This is a genomic window from Streptococcus sp. SR4, assembly GCF_000517725.1.
Taxonomy (GTDB): Bacteria; Bacillota; Bacilli; order Lactobacillales; family Streptococcaceae; genus Streptococcus; species Streptococcus salivarius_F.
This window is the reverse complement of record NZ_AZYW01000046.1, coordinates 65664-82275: the sequence shown is the minus strand read 5'-3', so window position 1 is coordinate 82275 and position 16612 is coordinate 65664. Positions and strand designations below refer to the sequence as shown.

General features: G+C 39.4%; 17 protein-coding genes. 14 read left to right on the top strand and 3 right to left on the bottom strand.

What is annotated here, in order from left to right; translation table 11 throughout:
• Positions 1-25 precede the first annotated feature (25 nt).
• Together rpsT and coaA are read right to left on the bottom strand one after the other, a co-directional pair.
• A complete protein-coding gene (rpsT, locus tag HMPREF1519_RS05145) occupies positions 26-262 on the bottom strand; it encodes a 30S ribosomal protein S20 (RefSeq protein WP_004182129.1) in 237 nt (78 codons plus the stop codon).
• Between the two features lie 69 nt (positions 263-331).
• Positions 332-1252 (bottom strand): type I pantothenate kinase, encoded by a 921-nt coding sequence (gene coaA, locus HMPREF1519_RS05140; RefSeq protein WP_022496694.1) that lies wholly within the window; start codon positions 1250-1252, stop codon positions 332-334.
• Between the two features lie 112 nt (positions 1253-1364).
• On the opposite strand from coaA, the gene HMPREF1519_RS05135 reads away from it, so the two are divergent.
• The 8 genes from HMPREF1519_RS05135 to HMPREF1519_RS05100 all read left to right on the top strand — a co-directional run bounded on the left by HMPREF1519_RS05135 (position 1365) and on the right by HMPREF1519_RS05100 (position 9097).
• The gene (locus tag HMPREF1519_RS05135; RefSeq protein WP_014633038.1) at positions 1365-1955 is read left to right on the top strand and encodes a class I SAM-dependent methyltransferase; all 591 of its coding nucleotides are present in this window, start codon (positions 1365-1367) and stop codon (positions 1953-1955) included.
• Entirely contained in the window at positions 1952-3229 is a 1278-nt protein-coding gene (locus HMPREF1519_RS05130) for a pyrimidine-nucleoside phosphorylase (RefSeq protein ID WP_022496693.1), read from the top strand. Before HMPREF1519_RS05135 ends, HMPREF1519_RS05130 begins: the two co-directional genes overlap by 4 nt.
• Before the next feature lie 33 nt (positions 3230-3262).
• On the top strand, positions 3263-3925 hold the full coding sequence (gene deoC, locus HMPREF1519_RS05125; RefSeq protein WP_022496692.1) for a deoxyribose-phosphate aldolase: 663 nt from the start codon (positions 3263-3265) through the stop codon (positions 3923-3925).
• Positions 3912-4310 carry a cytidine deaminase gene (locus tag HMPREF1519_RS05120; protein ID WP_022496691.1) on the top strand — a complete coding sequence of 133 codons (399 nt, stop codon included), beginning with the start codon at positions 3912-3914 and terminating at the stop codon, positions 4308-4310. The genes deoC and HMPREF1519_RS05120 overlap by 14 nt, the downstream gene beginning before the upstream one ends.
• A 67-nt stretch (positions 4311-4377) precedes the next feature.
• Positions 4378-5442 (top strand): BMP family lipoprotein, encoded by a 1065-nt coding sequence (locus tag HMPREF1519_RS05115; RefSeq protein ID WP_277619134.1) that lies wholly within the window; start codon positions 4378-4380, stop codon positions 5440-5442.
• 98 nt (positions 5443-5540) lie between these two features.
• The gene (locus HMPREF1519_RS05110; protein ID WP_022496690.1) at positions 5541-7079 is read left to right on the top strand and encodes an ABC transporter ATP-binding protein; all 1539 of its coding nucleotides are present in this window, start codon (positions 5541-5543) and stop codon (positions 7077-7079) included.
• The gene (locus HMPREF1519_RS05105) at positions 7072-8139 is read left to right on the top strand and encodes an ABC transporter permease (protein ID WP_004182077.1); all 1068 of its coding nucleotides are present in this window, start codon (positions 7072-7074) and stop codon (positions 8137-8139) included. The genes HMPREF1519_RS05110 and HMPREF1519_RS05105 overlap by 8 nt, the downstream gene beginning before the upstream one ends.
• A 1-nt stretch (position 8140) precedes the next feature.
• A complete protein-coding gene (locus tag HMPREF1519_RS05100) occupies positions 8141-9097 on the top strand; it encodes an ABC transporter permease (RefSeq protein ID WP_022496689.1) in 957 nt (318 codons plus the stop codon).
• Between the two features lie 92 nt (positions 9098-9189).
• Here the strand turns inward: HMPREF1519_RS05100 and HMPREF1519_RS05095 are convergent, their stop codons facing one another.
• On the bottom strand, positions 9190-9825 hold the full coding sequence (locus HMPREF1519_RS05095; protein WP_022496688.1) for an MBL fold metallo-hydrolase: 636 nt from the start codon (positions 9823-9825) through the stop codon (positions 9190-9192).
• A gap of 95 nt (positions 9826-9920) precedes the next feature.
• Here HMPREF1519_RS05095 and HMPREF1519_RS05090 point away from each other — a divergent pair, with 95 nt between their 5' ends.
• The 6 genes from HMPREF1519_RS05090 (at position 9921) to HMPREF1519_RS05065 (ending at position 16539) form a co-directional block, all read left to right on the top strand.
• A complete protein-coding gene (locus HMPREF1519_RS05090) occupies positions 9921-12407 on the top strand; it encodes a bifunctional DnaQ family exonuclease/ATP-dependent helicase (protein WP_022496687.1) in 2487 nt (828 codons plus the stop codon).
• Between the two features lie 157 nt (positions 12408-12564).
• Positions 12565-13047 (top strand): cell wall elongation regulator TseB-like domain-containing protein, encoded by a 483-nt coding sequence (locus HMPREF1519_RS05085; RefSeq protein ID WP_004182029.1) that lies wholly within the window; start codon positions 12565-12567, stop codon positions 13045-13047.
• A 4-nt stretch (positions 13048-13051) separates the two neighbouring features.
• Positions 13052-14233 (top strand): pyridoxal phosphate-dependent aminotransferase, encoded by a 1182-nt coding sequence (locus tag HMPREF1519_RS05080; RefSeq protein WP_022496686.1) that lies wholly within the window; start codon positions 13052-13054, stop codon positions 14231-14233.
• A 36-nt stretch (positions 14234-14269) separates the two neighbouring features.
• Entirely contained in the window at positions 14270-15616 is a 1347-nt protein-coding gene (gene asnS, locus HMPREF1519_RS05075; RefSeq protein WP_002891115.1) for an asparagine--tRNA ligase, read from the top strand.
• A gap of 26 nt (positions 15617-15642) precedes the next feature.
• Positions 15643-16050, top strand: coding sequence for a hypothetical protein (locus HMPREF1519_RS05070; protein ID WP_022496685.1), 408 nt, complete (start codon positions 15643-15645; stop codon positions 16048-16050).
• A 108-nt stretch (positions 16051-16158) separates the two neighbouring features.
• On the top strand, positions 16159-16539 hold the full coding sequence (locus HMPREF1519_RS05065; protein ID WP_002891112.1) for a RidA family protein: 381 nt from the start codon (positions 16159-16161) through the stop codon (positions 16537-16539).
• The last annotated feature ends 73 nt before the right edge of the window (positions 16540-16612 follow it).

Genomic DNA, 16612 nt, shown 5'->3' with positions numbered 1-16612 from the left:
AAAAACTCCTAAATGGAGCTTTCAATTAGTTAGCCAATTTAGCTGCAAGACGTGATTTATCGCGGCTTGCTTTGTTTTTATGAATCAAACCTTTAGAAGCGGCTTTATCGATGCTAGCTGATGCAGCACGGTAAGCTTCTTCAGTTGGGTTAGCGTTGAATGCTTTAATAGCAGTACGCAAAGCTGATTTTTGAGCTGAGTTTTTTTCGTTTTGTTTAACGTTAAGTTCAGCGCGTTTGATAGCTGATTTAATATTTGCCAATGTTTTCACCTCCAAAATTTATCTAACTATGTCATTATACGTTATTTTAGGCCCCTTGGCAAGCTTTTTCTATTTTTTTAAGTGGATGAAGTCGATTTTATGATTGTCTCCCTTGTGAAGAATCAGTTCAGCTCGACTTCGTGTAGGTTCGATATAATTTTCCAGGTTAACCAAATTGATATCACGCCAGGTTTTTTGTGCTAAAGATAAAGCTTCATCCTTACTAAATTTAGTAAAACTATGGTAGTAGTTGTTTTCATCTTTTTTGGCAAGCTCAAGAAGGGTTTGAAAACGTTCAAGATACCAGGATTCGATATTATTAACTTCAGCGTCAATGTAGAGAGAAAAATCAAAATAGTCACTCATGTAAAGTCGTTGGTTAATAGGGTTCTGGAAAACATTAATCCCTTCGACAATTAGAAAATTGGGCTGTCTGATTTCTTGGGTAAGTCCTGGTACAATATCATAAATTTCATGAGAGTAAACAGGAATATTGACATCACCACCATTTTTTATAGTATCTAAAAAGTTGAGAAGAAGTGGCATATCGTAGGACTCAGGGAAGCCCTTACGATTAAGGATGCCTTTTTCTTTCAAGGTTTGGTTAGGATAGAGAAAGCCATCAGTTGTCACAAGTTCAACATTAGATTGGGGAAAGGTACGCTGCAACAAGAGTTGAAGCAAACGACTGGTAGTGGATTTGCCAACAGCAACTGAACCAGATACCCCAATAATAAATGGACGGTTAGTCTGTGATTTTTGTAAAAAGATACTTTTAGAAAAGGTCAGATCATTGGCAGTTTTCTGATAGATACGAATAAGATTGATAAGAGGAAGATAAATGTCACTAACTTCTTGCACATCGATCTTATCATTAAGGCTGCGAATGGAATCCAGTTCTTCTGCAGTCAATGGGGCATTGTCCTCTTTATGAAGGCGTTGCCATTCCTTGCGTGATATCGTTTCGAAATTGATAAATTCATTTAACATAAATAACATTATAGCAGAAAAAAAGGTCGAATGTAAGCCTTGTCATTTCACTAGCCTTACTTTTCTATTTATGATACGATAGAGAAAAAGTACTATCTAGAAGGAAAAAACAATGTCAAAAATGTATTATGCTGAGACGCCAGATGCGGCTCACGATATTCACGATTTAAAGGTAAACTTATTAGGAGAAAGTTTTCAGTTTTATACAGATGCTGGGGTTTTCTCTAAAAAAATGATTGATTTTGGGAGTCAAGTGCTTTTGAGTGCATTAGATTTGGAAGCTGGCAAAACGCTTTTAGATGTGGGTTGTGGCTATGGTCCTCTCGGTATCAGTTTAGCCAAGGTCCAAGGAGTTAAAGTCACTATGATTGACATCAATAGTAGGGCGATTGATTTAGCTAGACAAAATGCTCAACGAAATAAGGTTGAAGCTACTATCTTCCAATCAAATATCTATGAAAATGTCACTGGAAGTTTTGACTATATTATTTCTAATCCACCTATCCGTGCGGGCAAGAAAGTGGTTCATCAAGTTATCGAGGAGGCATATGATTATCTCAATCAAGGTGGTAACCTAACTATTGTTATTCAGAAAAAACAAGGTGCTCCGTCAGCTAAGGCTAAGATGGAGGATGTGTTTGGTAATGCTGAAGTCGTTAAAAAGGCTAAAGGATATTATATCCTTAGAAGTGAGAAATTATGAGAACAGTTGATTTAATTGAAAAGAAAAGAGATGGTGGCGAGTTAAGCACAGAGGAAATTTCATATCTCATTAATGGCTATGTGTCTGGGGAAATACCAGACTATCAGATAGCTGCTTTGGCGATGGCGATTTATTATCAAGGTATGTCTATTCGTGAAATCCATGATTTGACCACTGATATGGTTGCTTCAGGCGAACAATATGATTTGTCAGAAATTCCAGGTATTAAGGTAGATAAACATTCGACCGGAGGCGTTGGTGATAAGGTAACCATCATTCTGATGCCGCTTGTAGCTAGCTTTGGCGTTCCAGTGGCTAAGATGAGTGGTCGTGGTCTCGGACACACAGGTGGAACAATTGACAAATTAGAGTCTATCAAAGGTTATCAGGTTGAGCGTAGCAAGGAAGAGTTCATTCGGCAAGTTAAAGACATTGGGATTTCCCTTATTGGTCAGTCTGAGCATTTGGTTAAGGCTGATAAACTTCTTTATGCCTTGCGTGATGTCACTGCAACAGTAGATTCCATTCCTCTAATCGCAAGCTCTGTTATGTCCAAAAAGATTGCAGCAGGCGCTGATAAGATTTTACTGGATGTTACTGTTGGTCAAGGCGCTTTCATGAAAAATATGTCTGACGCTGAGAAGTTGTCTGAGACCATGGTTGCACTAGGGCATGAGGTCAATCGTGAAACGATTGCAGTTATTACAGATATGAGTCAGCCACTAGGTAAAGCTATTGGTAACCGTTTAGAAATCACTGAGGCTATTGAGATTATGCAAGGTAAGGGACGTGAAGATATCACTGACTTTATCTGTGAGTTGGCTGAGATTCTATTAGATTTGGTTCAGGTTGAAGCTAGTCAGGAAGAGATTCGTCAGCACTTAGTGGGAGGACAAGCCCTTGCTAAGTTTGAAGAACTCATCCAAGCTCAAGGTGGTGATTTGACCGATCTTTATCGTCATAGCAGTGCGCCTGTCGTGACAGATATTCATGCTCATGAAACAGGTTACATTAAAGAGTTACCTGCTATGGCATTTGGAAAATTCGCTATGCAATTAGGAGCAGGTCGAGCTACGAAGTCAGATAGTCTTAATTATGAAACAGGAATTGTATTTGAAAAGAAAGTTGGCGATTCTGTGACTCAAGGAGACCTTATTGCCAAGGCCTATAGCCAAGAAATTTTATCTGAAAAAATGCTGACTGAATTCGAAAAAAATGTTATTATGGGTAGTGAATGTAAAGAAACGACAGAAATATTAAAGATAATTCGCTAACCCTTAATTTAATTCTAATCAAGGAGTTTGTTTATGTCTGTTAATAGCTATATTGACCATACCTTACTAAAAGCTGATGCTAATAAAGAACAGATTCTTTCCTTAATTGATGAGGCTAAGAAGTATGAGTTTGCCAGCGTCTGTGTTAATCCAACTTGGGTCAAAACGGCAGCTGAATTGCTAAAAGATAGTTCTGTTAAAGTTTGTACGGTTATTGGTTTTCCTTTGGGAGCATCGACCTCAGCAGTTAAGGCTTTTGAAGCCAAGGATGCTATTTCCAATGGGGCGGATGAAATTGATATGGTAATCAATATCGGTGCTCTTAAATCTAGAAATCTTAAATTAGTTGAAGACGATATTAAAGCTGTTGTTGAAGCTAGTGGAAGTAAACTTGTAAAGGTTATCATTGAAACTTGTCTATTGACTGATGAAGAAAAGGTCGAAGCTTGCCAATTAGCAAAACTGGCAGGTGCAGATTTTGTGAAGACATCTACAGGTTTTTCTACTGGTGGTGCTACCATTGAAGATATTGAACTTATGCGAGAAGCTGTGGGTCCTACTATGGGAGTCAAGGCATCTGGTGGAGCACGTACACTTGAGGCGGCTCAAGCCTTTATCAGAGCTGGTGCAACCCGTATTGGTACTTCGTCAGGAGTGGCCATAATGAAAGGGCAAGAAAGTCATGACAGTTATTGAAAAAGAGCAAGTGATAAATGCAGCACAAGAGGCAGCTGAAAATGCCTATGTTCCCTACTCTAAGTTTAGAGTTGGTGCGGCTTTGATTACAAAAAATGGAGAAATCTTTCAAGGCTGCAATATAGAAAATGCCTCTTTTGGATTGACCAATTGTGCAGAAAGAACGGCTATTTTTAAAGCGGTATCTGAAGGACACCGTGATTTTGAGTGTCTCGCTGTTTACGGTGATACCAAAGAGCCTATATCACCATGCGGTGCATGTCGCCAAGTGATGGTTGAATTTTTTAAATCCGATTCTAAAGTGATTCTTATCGCTGAAGATAAATCGACAGTCGAGATGACAGTCGGAGAGTTGTTACCATACTCTTTTACAGACTTACAATAGTCTAGTTGTTTTATTCTTTATTAAGCAAGTTTTCTTGCAAGTTATAGGAGGAGTGTTCAAGATGAAATTGAACAAGAAAATTATCGGTCTTGGCCTTGTTGCTGTAGCAGCACTTGGTCTTGCAGCATGTGCTCGTGGCGGACGCGGTGGATCATCAGCTGATTCTAAAGTTAAAGCTGCTATCGTTACAGATACTGGTGGGGTAGATGATAAATCATTTAACCAATCAGCATGGGAAGGACTCCAAGAGTGGGGTAAAGCTAACAAACTTAAAAAAGATTCTGGCTTTACTTACTTCCAATCAAACTCAGAGTCTGACTTTGCAAACAATATGTCAGCTGCTCAAAGCCAAGGTTACAACCTCATCTTTGGTGTTGGTTTTGCCCTTCATGATGCTGTTTCAGATGCTGCTAAGGAACATGAAGATGTTAACTACGTAATCATTGATGATGTCATCAAAGACCAAAAGAATGTTGAGAGCGTTTTGTTTGCTGATAACGAAGGTGCTTACCTTGCAGGTATCGCAGCAGCAATGCAATCAAAAACAAATAAAGTTGGTTTCATTGGTGGTCAAACATCAGATACAATTACACGTTTTGAAGCTGGTTTCACAGCAGGTGCTAAATCTGTAAAACCAGACATCGATGTACAAGTTCAATATGCTGAATCATTCTCAGACGCTGCTAAAGGTACAACAATTGCTTCAACTATGTACGCTTCAGGCGTTGACGTAATCTATCAAGCAGCTGGTGGTACTGGTACTGGTGTCTTCACAGCAGCTAAAGAAGTTAACGAAAAACTTGATGCTGACAGCGATAAGAAAGTTTGGGTAATCGGTGTTGACCGTGACCAAAATGCAGAAGGTAACTATACATCTTCAGACAAGAAAAAATCTAACTTTGTTTTGACTTCAACAATCAAAAAAGTTGGTACAGTTGTTAAAGATATCGCTAACGGACAACTTAAAGGCGATAAATTTGAAGGTGGTTCTACTAAGACTTATGGTATCAAAGATGGTGGTGTTGACATCGTAACATCTAAGCTTCCTTCTGATATCAAGGATGCAGTAGAAAAAGCTAAAGAACAAATCAAGAATGGTGAATTGAAACCAACTGATGGTCTTAGCAAATAATCCATAATATCTAAACTGGGACAATTTTTGTCTCAGCAAAGGGAAGCAGTTTATATTTCCCTTTGCTGATATAAAAATAATTCTTGAAAGGAGATTGTATGACGAAGCCAAATATCATTGAGATGCACGATATTACCAAAAAATTTGGTGAATTTGTGGCAAATGATCATATCAATCTTGATGTGAGACCAGGAGAAATCCATGCCCTCCTCGGTGAAAATGGTGCTGGTAAGTCAACCTTAATGAACATGCTTGCAGGTCTTTTACAGCCAACAAGCGGGATTATTAAGGTTAATGGACAAGAGGTGACGATTGATTCACCTTCGAAAGCAACGAAATTGGGGATTGGGATGGTTCACCAACACTTTATGTTGGTTGAAGCTTTTACAGTTGCTGAGAATATCATCCTGGGTAGTGAGGTAACCAAAGCTGGTGGTGTCCTTGATATGAAGAAGGCTATTAAGGAAATTACTGAGCTCTCTGAAAGATATGGTCTTGCGGTAGATCCAACAGCTAAGGTGGCAGATATTTCTGTTGGTGCTCAACAGCGTGTTGAAATCCTTAAGACTCTGTATCGTGGTGCTGATATTTTGATTTTCGATGAACCGACTGCGGTATTGACTCCGTCTGAAATTACTGAACTTCTAAACATCATGAAAACCTTGGTCAAAGAAGGCAAGTCAATTATCCTTATCACCCATAAATTGGATGAGATTCGTGCGGTTTCTGACCGTGTCACAGTTATCCGTCGTGGTAAATCAATTGATACAGTGACAATTGAAGGATCAACAAATGCTGACTTGGCCGAAATGATGGTTGGTCGTCATGTCTCCTTTAAAACAGAAAAAATTCCTTCAAATCCAAAAGAAGTTGTTCTTTCTATTAAAGATTTGGTGGTTAATGAGAACCGTGGTGTTCCTGCCGTTAAGAACTTATCTTTAGATGTTCGTGCGGGTGAAATCATCGGTATTGCCGGTATTGATGGTAACGGTCAAACAGAGCTTGTTCAAGCGATTACTGGACTACGTAAAGTTAAGTCTGGTGACATTACTATCAAGGGTGAATCTATTATTCATAAGACAACTCGTCAGATTACAGAGATGAGTGTTGGTCATATTCCTGAAGACCGTCACCGTGACGGTATGGTTCTTGAAATGACAGTAGCTGAAAATATTGCCCTTCAAACCTACTACAAGGAGCCAAATTCGAAAAATGGTATCTTGAACTATAATGTTATCAATGCTAAAGCTCGAGAATTGATGGAAGAATTTGACGTTCGTGGTGCTGGAGAGTTGATTGCTGGTGGTGACTTGTCTGGTGGTAACCAACAAAAAGCTGTTATCGCCCGTGAAATTGACCGTGACCCAGAGCTTCTTATTGTCAGTCAACCAACTCGTGGTCTTGACGTAGGTGCCATTGAATACATTCGTAAACGTATTATCGCTGAGCGTGATAAAGGTAAGGCTGTTATTGTAGTCAGCTTTGAATTGGATGAAATTCTTGATATGTCAGACAGAATTGCAGTTATCTACGATGGTGCAATTCAAGGTATCCTAGATCCTGCTGAAACGAATAAGCAAGATCTTGGTATCCTAATGGCTGGTGGACAATTGAATAAGGAGGAAGCAAATGTCTAAGAAAACACAAAATTGGGCAGTTCCTTTGATTGCTGTCCTCTTGGGAATGTTGATCGGGGCTGTATTGATGTTAATCTTTGGTTACGATCCATTCTGGGCTTACTATGATCTCTTCAGTACAGCCTTCGGTTCTTTGAAAAATATTGGTGAAATTCTTCGTGCCATGAGTCCCTTGATTCTTATCGCACTCGGATTTTCTGTAGCATCTAAAGCTGGTTTCTTTAACGTTGGTTTGCCTGGTCAGGCTTTAGCAGGTTGGACTTCGGCTGTATGGTTTGCATTATCATTTCCAGAATTACCAAAAGTAGTTTCAGTTTTCTGTACAGTAATCATCGGTCTAGTAGCTGGTGGTATCGCTGGTGCAATTCCGGGTATTCTTCGTGCTTACTTGGGAACTAGTGAGGTCATTGTTACCATCATGATGAACTACATCATTTTGTATGTAGCAAACAATATTGTTCGATTTGGTTTTACAGCCGACATGTTGCGTTCATCAGAAGCATCTAATAAGGTCGCAGCCTCTGCAAGCTATCAAACAGAATTCTTATCCTCTCTAACCGGTGGCTCACGTTTTAATATTGGTTTCTTCCTTGCTCTTGCAGCAGTTTTCCTTGTTTGGTTCATGCTCAAGAAAACAACAACTGGTTTTGAAATTACATCTGTAGGTCTTAACCCTCATGCATCTGAATATGCAGGGATGTCATCAAAACGTGTTATTATCATGTCTATGATTATTTCAGGTGCCCTTTGTGGACTTGGAGGAACAGTAGAAGGACTTGGTACCTTCCAAAATGCCTTTGTTCAAAACTCTTCATTGGCAATTGGTTGGAACGGTATGGCGGTTGCTCTTTTGGCTACTAATTCACCTATTGGTATTCCGTTTGCTGCCCTTCTTTATGGTGTCTTGTCTGTAGGTAAGAGTGGTATGATTGGTGTGCCTCCTGAAGTTATCGACGTTGTATCTGCTTTGATTATCTTCTTTGTCGGTGCTAACTATATTATTAGATATTGGGTTCGCCCTCGTCAAAAGTCAGTGAAAGCTAAAGGAGGACAAAACTAATATGGACTTCATTACAATTTTAGCCTTGATTGTTGCCTCTATGCTGAAATACTCAGCACCATTGATTTTCACAAGTATCGGTGGTACTTTCTCTGAACGAGGCGGTATCGTAAATGTCGGTCTTGAGGGAATCATGGTTATTGGAGCCTTCGCAGGTGTTCTCTTTAACTTGAATTTTGCAGATAGTTTTGGTGATGCAACTCCTTGGATTGCCGCAATTGTAGCAGGTCTTATTGGTCTTGTTTACTCATTGCTCCACGCGGTTGCGACCATTAATTTCCGTGCGGACCATGTTGTCTCTGGTACAGTGTTGAACCTTATCGCACCATCTTTGGCGGTATTCTTGACACGCGTTATCTATGGTGCTGGTCAAACACCTGCTATTAGCCATAACTTTAAAACTGTATCATTTCCAATTTTGAGCCACATTCCAGTCTTGGGTAAAGTCTTCTTTACGAACGTTTCCTTGATTGCATATGTAGCGATTTTGGTTTCAGTTGTGTCTTGGTGGGTTATCTTCAAGACTCGCTTTGGTTTGCGTCTTCGCTCAGTAGGTGAGCACCCACAGGCAGCGGATACACTTGGTATTAATGTTTACCGTATGCGCTACTATGGTGTCATGATTTCAGGATTCCTTGGTGGTGTTGGTGGTGCAGTTTATGCTCAATCCATCTCTAACAACTTTGCTATTACGACGATTGCAGGTCCTGGTTTCATCGCCTTGGCTGCTATGATTTTTGGTCGTTGGAATCCAGTTGGAGCTATGCTCTCAAGTTTATTCTTCGGTTTGTCACAATCATTGGCAATTATCGGGAAACAACTTCCGCTTATTTCACATGTACCAAACGTCTACTTGCAAATTGCACCATATGTCTTGACAATTATTGTCTTGGCTGCATTCTTTGGTAAAGCAGTAGCACCAAAAGCTGATGGTGTTAACTATATCAAATCTAAATAAATACAATCTAGTATTTCAAGTAAGAAGGTCTTTAGACCTTCTTTTTTATGCATGTAAAAAGCCCAGCTTTATAGTTTGCTGAGCTTTTATTCTTATGAAAAATGTGGGTTAAAGTTTTTTTCGTGGCCTATAGTAGTGTCCCAACCGTGTCCGGGGAATACCTTGTAGTGGTTAGGAAGGGTGAAGAGTTGCTCTCGAATACTAGTGAGTAACTGATCGTGGTTTCCTGTTGGGAGGTCCCAGCGTCCAATTGTTTCTTTAAAGAGGGCATCACCAGAAAAGACGATTTCTTCTTCATCGAAAATTAAAGAAATGCCCCCGATAGAATGTCCTGGGGTTGGAACAACTTTAAACTGGAAATCCTCGATGTTATAGTCCTGAGTGAAATCGAAGTAGTATTCTGCTGGATTGACAATAACGTCTTCCATATCGTCATGACGTGGAAGTCCCGATAAATTATCAATAGGATTCATCAACCAGTCTTTTTCAGCCTCTGCAACATAAACAGGAGGGTAATTATAAGCTTGACGGACTGCCTCAACACTCATAATGTGATCGTAGTGTGTATGTGTCAAGAGGATAGCAGCAACAGGTTTATCACTTGCTTTAAGCTCAGCTAAGATAGCAGAAGTATCACTTCCTGGATCAATGACTAGACAGGCTGTATCGTTTTCTAAAATATAGGTGTTTTCCTGGGCAACAGGATTTAAAATTCGTCTTATTTTCATAGCTCTAGTGTAGCACGAATTTCAGGCTTTTTCCAATATCAGAATGATGGCTTTGTCTTTTTTTGGGGCTTTGGATATGCTATAATAAGGTCACTATGAGTGAAAAAAACACGAATAAATATGCTATTGTTGACTTGGAAGCGACCTCCGCTTCGTCAACGGCTAGTATTATACAGGTGGGAATTGTCATCATGCAAAATGGTCAGGTGTTTGACGAATTTGCGAGTGATGTTAACCCACACCAAGAACTAGATGATCACATTATTCATTTAACAGGGATTACTGATCAGCAGTTGGCTCAAGCCCCAGATTTCTCAGAAATTGCTAGAACCATTTTTGAACTGATTGAGGACTGTATTTTTGTTGCCCATAATGTTAAATTTGATGCCAATTTGCTTGCAGAGGCACTTTTCATGGAGGGCTTCGAACTAAGGACTCCTCGTGTGGATACTGTCGAATTGGCTCAGGTCTTTTATCCGACACTGGAACAATATAAACTCTCCCATTTATCCAAGGTTCTTAATCTTGACCTAGCTCAGGCCCATACCGCTATTGAAGATGCGAGAGCGACCGGACAGCTTTTATTTCATTTGATGGATAAGATTGCCAGCTTACCTAGACAGACCATTGAGATGCTTTTGACCTTTTCAGATAATCTTCTTTTTGAGACTGAGTTGGTTATTCGTGATGCTATAAGAGGTCAAAATTTAGGCCTTTCAAAAGAATATGTCATGCTTGAAGAATCTGGAATTGTTCTTCGTAGACCTTTGACTTATAAGTCTGAACGAAAACTGTCTCAAGATTTTGATACCAATATTGCACTCTTAGATTTGGAATCAAGGCCTAAACAAAAAGAGTTTGCTGAGGCAGTAAGAAGGGAGCTTGATAATACTGATATTTCCATGATTCAGGCGCAGACTGGAATCGGAAAAACTTATGGCTATTTGCTTCCTTTGTTGGCGCAATCTGATGTAGATAAAGTGGTAGTGGCTGTTCCGACCAAGCTCCTTCAAAATCAGATTATGAATCAGGAAGCTACAGCCTTATCGGATGTCTTTAATATTAACTTCCATAGTCTCAAAGGACCTCAGAATTATATCAAGTTAGATGCCTTCTACCAAACCTTACTTCGTCAGGATAGTAACCGTTTGATTAATCGTTACAAAATGCAACTTTTGGTGTGGTTGACTGAAACAGAGACAGGGGATCTTGACGAAATCAGACAAAAACAGCGCTATATGGCTTATTTTGATGAGATTAAGCACGATGGTAAGTTAAAAGCTGATAGTCTTTTTGCTGAATATGATTTTTGGCAACAGTCCTACCAAAAAGCCCAGGAAGCTAAGGTAGTTGTGACCAACCATGCTTATCTGTTGACGCGTATGGAAGATGATCATGATTTTGTTCGAGGAAAAACTCTTGTGATTGATGAGGGGCAAAAGATGGTTCTGGCTTTGGAACAATTTTCACGTCATCAAGTCAATCTTACTGTCCTGTTGCAACATATTCATCGAATTCTTGATAGTGGTAGTCAAAGCTTGCTTCAACAACGATTGCTCGAAAATCTGCAGTTTGAAGTTAGCCATCTAATCCAAGAACATCAACAATTTCCTCAGAAGCAGTATAATCGCCAGCAATTAGATCGTTTGCTACAAACCATTTCTGAACTGGAAGGTGAAAGTGATTTTATGGAGATGTTGTCTCCACTGAAGACACCGCTTTACAGCCATTTCTGGCTTGAAACAGATTATTATCAAGAACATCGTGTGACTTATTTAAAGGCGTCACGCAAAGAGCTCTTAGAGCTTTCTGCTTATCTACCAAGTGCCCAAAAAGTGATAATTGTTTCAGCAACTATTGATGTGGGACCTGATGTAGATGTGGCTGATTTGTTGGGCTTAGATCAGGTACGCAAGGTTAGCCTCCCAATGGACACTTTACCCAATCAAGCTATTTGGATTGATCAAAGTATGCCTATGATTGGTGTTTCTTCTGAGGAAGAGTATGAAGTTGCTCTTGCAAAACGTCTCCAGAAGCTATCTGAAATGGAATATCCAATTTTAGTACTATTCACGTCTCGAAAGAGTATGATGGCTGTTTCAGATTTATTGGATCATAGGGAAGTTCGTCACCTAACTCAAGAGAAAAATGGGACTGCTTTTAATGTCAAAAAACGTTTTGATAGAGGTGAGACCAATCTCCTTCTTGGTATGGGGTCGTTCTGGGAAGGTGTTGACTTTGCCCAACAAGATAGGGTAATTGAGGTTATTGCACGTCTGCCGTTTGACAATCCTAAGGATCCATTCTATCAAAAGATTGAATCTTGGTTTTCTAAGCAAGGAAAGAGCACCTTTGATAGTTACAGTCTTCCCATGACGGTTTTACGTTTTAAACAAGCTATTGGACGTGCTCAAAGACGTCCAGAACAGCGCTCGGCTATTCTTCTTATGGATAATCGCCCGCTCGTTAAGAGTTATGGAAAACTATTTCTAAAAGAAGTGACACAAGAAGTTGCGCTTAAGCCCGCTAAGTTCGAGGAAGTCAAAGAGGATATTCAGGATTTCTTAGAACAAGAAAGTTAACTTTTTAAAACCAACCTTTTCTAAGATTACTTAGGTTTTATAAATTTTACTGACTTATAAAAAAGATAGACTTAATTGCTCAATACTAGCTATATTGCTATGTAAAGATTTATCATTTTCTGATATAATAAATTCAGAAACTTTTTTAGGAGGCATTATGCGTAAACAACGTTCACCCTGGACCAAAAAGCAACAGTTCATTTTTGGAATAATTGTAATCGTTGTGACCTTAATTGCCTCTTTGACTGCTATTCTTATTGTAGCGACTAAGCCTTACGTAGATGCTGAAAAGAAGGTTATTGCCATAGCAGAGAGCAAAGCAGATATTAAGACTGTTACTGAATTTGATATCTACCATGGTGAGGCTACCTATTACGGACTTCTTGGAAAGTCTGGTCAAGGTGAGAAACTGGCTGTTATCGTGAGTCATGATTCAGGTGAGGTTGATATCTACAAGCAATCGGATGGTATTAGTAAGTCAGTGGCTAAGAAAGCTGCTAAAGCCTATGGTGCTAAGGATATATCCTATGTCCACCTAGGAAAGTATGGCAAAACTCCTATTTGGGAAGTGAAGTCAGGAACCCAGTATTATCTGGTTGATTTTATCTCAGGTCAGGTTATTAAAGTGGAAGGACTATAATGAAATGACAAAATTATCAAATCGTGTATTACAAATGGAAGAAAGTGTTACTTTAGCTGCCAGTGCGCGTGCTAAAGCTCTTAAAGCTCAAGGACGTGATATCTTGAGTTTGACACTTGGTGAACCAGATTTTGTAACACCTAAGAACATTCAAGATGCTGCCATTGCCTCTATTGAAAATGGTAAGGCAAGTTTCTATACCGTAGCTTCTGGACTTCCAGAACTTAAGGATGCGATTAGCACTTACATGGAAAACTTCTATGGCTATGCTGTAAAACCAAATGAGGTTGTTGTCGGCACTGGTGCGAAGTTTATCTTATATGCTTTCTTTGCTACGGTCATCAATCCTGGTGATGAAGTCATTATTCCAACACCCTGCTGGGTTTCGTATGTAGACCAAGTTAAAATGGTTGAGGGTGTTCCAGTCACTTTCCAAACGACTGAAGCTAATCACTTTAAAGCAACTGTTGAACAACTTGAAGCTGCTCGCACTGAAAAAACTAAAGTTGTCTTGCTTAATTGTCCATCAAATCCAACAGGAATGATTTACAGCAAGGAAGAATTGCAAGCAATCGGTGACTGGGCGGTTGAGCACGATATTTTGATTTTAGCAGATGATATCTATGGCCGTTTGGTCTATAATGGCAATACCTTTACTCCAATTTCAAGTCTTTCAGATGCCATTCGTAAGCAAACAATTGTGATTAATGGTGTTTCCAAGACCTATGCTATGACAGGTTGGCGTGTTGGTTTTGCTGTCGGAGATCCAGAAATTATTTCAGGTATGGCTAAGATTATCAGTCAAACGACATCAAATCTTACAGCAGTTTCTCAATATGCTGCTATTGAAGCCTTAACAGGTGATCAATCTTCTATCGAAGAAATGCGTCAGGCCTTTGAGGAACGTTTGAATACGATTTATCCACTCCTAGCTGAAGTGCCTGGCTTTGAAGTCATCAAACCTCAAGGTGCCTTTTACCTCTTCCCTAATGTTAAAAAAGCGATGGAAATCAAAGGCTACACAAATGTTAATGATTTTACAAACGCTATTCTTGAGGAGGCTGAAGTCGCTTTGGTAACAGGTGCAGGATTCGGCGCGCCTGAAAATATTCGACTTAGCTATGCAACAGACTTGGATACTTTGAAAGAAGCAGTCCGCCGAATCAAAGCCTTTATGGAAAAATAGAATTAATATAGATCAAAAGAAAAGAGAAGTAATTACATGTCTAAACAATTAGTTTCAATTATTGATGTGCCTAAACACGTGGGCGAAGAAATCACTATCGGTGCATGGGTAGCTAACAAATCAGGTAAAGGGAAATTGGCCTTTCTTCAATTGCGTGATGGAACTGCCTTCTTCCAAGCGGTAGCTTTCAAACCTAACTTCATCGAAAAATACGGTGAAGAAGAAGGTACTGAAAAATTTGATACTGTTAAACGCCTTAGCCAAGAAACATCAGTTTATGTGACTGGTGTGGTCAAAGAAGACGAACGTTCAAAATTTGGTTACGAGTTGGATGTGACAGCAGTAGAAGTCATCGGTGAATCACATGATTATCCAATCACACCAAAAGAACACGGAACTGACTTCTTGATGGATAATCGTCACCTTTGGTTGCGTTCACGTAAACAAATGGCTGTCCAACAAATTCGTAATGCGATTATTTACGCAACTTACGAATTCTTTGATAAAAATGGTTTCATCAAATTTGATAGTCCAATTTTGTCAGGAAATGCAGCTGAAGATTCAACAGAATTGTTTGAAACGGATTACTTTGGTACACCTGCTTACCTAAGCCAATCTGGCCAGCTTTACCTTGAAGCTGGTGCCATGGCTCTTGGTCGTGTCTTTGACTTTGGTCCTGTTTTCCGTGCCGAAAAATCTAAAACTCGTCGTCACTTGACTGAGTTCTGGATGATGGATGCTGAGTATTCATTCTTGTCACATGATGAGTCACTTGATTTGCAAGAAGCTTATGTTAAAGCTCTTATTCAAGGTGTTATTGATCGTGCGCCACAAGCTCTTGAAATCCTTGAACGTGATGTAGATCTTCTTAAGAAATACATTGCTGAGCCATTCAAGCGCGTGTCATATGATGAAGCTATCGATCTTCTTCAAGCACATGAAAATGATGAAGATACTGATTACGAGCACCTCGAACATGGAGATGACTTTGGTTCACCACACGAAACTTGGATTTCAAACTATTTTGGTGTTCCAACATTCGTTGTTAATTATCCAGCAAGCTTCAAGGCCTTCTACATGAAACCAGTTCCTGGTAATCCTGAGCGCGTTCTTTGTGCAGACCTTTTGGCTCCAGAAGGTTATGGTGAAATCATCGGTGGTTCAATGCGTGAAGATGACTACGATGCTCTTGTAGCTAAAATGGATGAACTCGGAATGGATCGTTCAGAATACGAATTCTACCTTGACCTTCGTAAATATGGTTCAGTACCACACGGTGGTTTTGGTATCGGTATTGAACGTATGGTTACTTTCGTAGCTGGAACAAAACACATCCGTGAAGCTATTCCATTCCCACGTATGTTGCACCGTATCAAACCATAAGAAAAATTCTTTAGGAGTGCAAAAGTATGAAAAGATGGTTACTTGGTCTGTTGGTCTTGCTTTGTATGGTTTCAATGGTAGCTTGCAGCAAGTCTGCTCCCTCACTAGAGGGTGAATGGCAGGCACAAGATGCCTTAAAGAAGGATTATACGATTGTCTTCAAGAAAGATAAGGTCAAGATTGGTGAGCAGGATTATAACTATACAGTGGATGGTCCCAAGTCTAAAGATGACTTTACCTATTATTCGCTAAAAGTAAAAGATCAGGGAAAAGAAACGTCTTATACATTATTTTTCCCAACTAAATCCAAAGAGGTTGCTCTTTTTCTACAACCAAATGATGAGAAAGAACCCATTAAGGGTCAAATGCTCTTTGCACTTAATAAAAAAGACAAACCAGACTATTATAGCTATGTCAAAAAGTATCTGAAATAGTAGGAGAAGAATTAGCCTAGCGCTGATTCTTTTCTTTTTAGAATTATATGTTTCAATTTTCAGAATATTTTGTTATAATAGCAACATATTAGTCAAAGGAGAACTATCATGGCAAAAACTATTCATACTGATAAAGCACCAGCAGCAATCGGACCTTATGTTCAAGGTAAAATCGTAGGCAATCTTTTGTTTGCTTCTGGTCAAGTGCCATTGTCACCAGAAACAGGTGAAATCATTGGTGAAACAATTCAAGAACAAACAGAACAAGTTCTTAAAAATGTTGGTGCTATTTTGGCAGAAGCAGGTACAGACTTTGATCACGTTGTTAAAACAACTTGCTTCCTAAGTGACATTAACGATTTCGTTCCATTTAATGAAGTGTATGCAACTGCCTTTACATCTGATTTCCCTGCACGTTCTGCGGTAGAAGTGGCACGTTTGCCAAAAGATGTTAAAATTGAAATCGAAGTTATCGCTGAGATTGATTAATGAAGAGAGCCTTGGCTCTTTTCTTTTTTTCTCAACTATGATAGACTATTAAGGATAAATCATTTTCGATGTT